The following is a 1,553-nucleotide window of genomic DNA, read 5'->3' as shown; positions in this document are numbered from 1 at the left end:
CACCCTGGTACGAGCCGTTTGGCATTACGCCCGTCGAGGCGATGGCGTGCGCGCGTCCCGTGATCGGCGCGGACACGGGCGGAATACGCAGCACCGTGGTGCACGGTAGAACGGGGTTTCTCGTGCCGCCCAAGGACCCGGACAGCCTGGCCGACAGGCTTGCGGAACTGGCGGGTGACCGGGCTTTGTGCGAGCGCATGGGCGAGGCGGGACGCATGCGCGCGCGCCGCCTCTATACGTGGAAGCGCGTGGGCCAGGATTTGCAGTCCGTCTATGGGCGCATGGCGGCCGAGACGCCACGGGAAGATCGGATCGCCGCGCGCATCGCGGCTTAAAGGAGCGGAACCATGCACGAATTCGAGAGCCTGGACGGGCGGGTAATCCTGGTCACTGGCGGCGGCAGCGGCCTGGGCGCGGCGCTTTGCGAGCAGCTGGCGGCCGAAGGCGCCCGCGTCGCGGTCAGCGACATCGACGAGCAGCGCGCCCATGCGGTCGCCACCAAGCTGAAGGAAAGCGGCGCGGACGTCATGGCCTGCATCATGGACGTCGGCGTTGCAGCAGACGTGGCCGAATGCATGGATGCCGTCGTGCGGCAGTTCGGCAAGCTGGACGCCATCGTCAATAGCGCCGGCGTTGACGTGACGGCCCCCATCGACCAGCTGGAGGCGGACGTCTGGGAGCGCGTGCTGCGCACCAATCTGACCGGACCCTTCCTGATGGCCAAGCTGGGCAAGAACCGGTTGAGCCCCGGCGGGCATATCGTCAACGTGGCGTCCACAGCAGCGCGGCGCGCCTGGCCGAACGCGTCTGCCTACCATGCCAGCAAATGGGGGTTGATGGGCTTGTCGCATGCGCTGCACGCGGAACTGCGCGGCATGGGCATCAAGGTCAGCGCCGTGATCGCGGGCGGGATGCGCACGCCGTTTCTCCTGGACCGCTTTCCCGATATCGACACCGGCACGCTGCAGGATCCCGCCAACGTGGCGCGCGCCGTGCGCTTCGTGCTGACGCAACCTCCGGAAACGGTGGTGCCTGAAGTCATGGTGTTGCCGATGAAGGAAACGTCATGGCCTTGAGGGCAGCCGTGTTTCTGGACAAGGACGGGACCGTGCTCGCGGATGTGCCTTACAACGTGGCGCCCGAGCGCATGGCGTATGCGCCCATGGCGCTGGCGGGCCTGTCCCGGCTTGCTCAGACGGACCTGAGCCTGGTGGTCATCAGCAACCAGCCGGGGGTTGCGCGGGGCCTCTTCGCGGCCGATGCCCTGAACGCGGTGGGCGTAAAACTGGCTGCAATGTTCCAAGCGGCCGGCGCGCACCTGGACGGGTTCTATTGGTGTCCACATCATCCCGAGGGCGTGGTGCAGCCTTACGCAATGGCGTGCGACTGCCGCAAGCCCAAGCCGGGGCTGTTGCTGCGGGCCGCGCAGGAGCTGGGGCTGGACCTGGCCGAGTCCTGGTTCATCGGCGACATCCTGGATGACGTGGAAGCCGGAAATCGGGCCGGATGCCGCAGCATCCTGCTTGACGTGGGCAACGAAACCGAGTGGCGCA

The 1,553-nt window shown here is 67.4% G+C and carries 3 protein-coding genes; all 3 read left to right on the top strand.

All coding sequences use genetic code 11. The features are described from left to right. The coding region (locus KVT32_RS27725) for a glycosyltransferase (protein ID WP_217619150.1) at positions 1 to 335 on the top strand (335 nt) is incomplete at its 5' end. Between the two features lie 12 nt (positions 336 to 347). Continuing rightward, on the top strand, positions 348 to 1,076 hold the full coding sequence (locus tag KVT32_RS27720) for an SDR family oxidoreductase (protein ID WP_056323292.1): 729 nt from the start codon (positions 348 to 350) through the stop codon (positions 1,074 to 1,076). Beyond that, the coding region (locus tag KVT32_RS27715; RefSeq protein ID WP_217619149.1) for an HAD-IIIA family hydrolase at positions 1,067 to 1,553 on the top strand (487 nt) is incomplete at its 3' end. The genes KVT32_RS27720 and KVT32_RS27715, both read left to right, overlap by 10 nt.

It is taken from the genome of Achromobacter sp. GbtcB20 (genome assembly GCF_019091095.1).
GTDB lineage: Bacteria > Pseudomonadota > Gammaproteobacteria > Burkholderiales > Burkholderiaceae_B > Achromobacter > Achromobacter mucicolens.
This window is presented reverse-complemented; position numbering and strand designations above follow the sequence as displayed.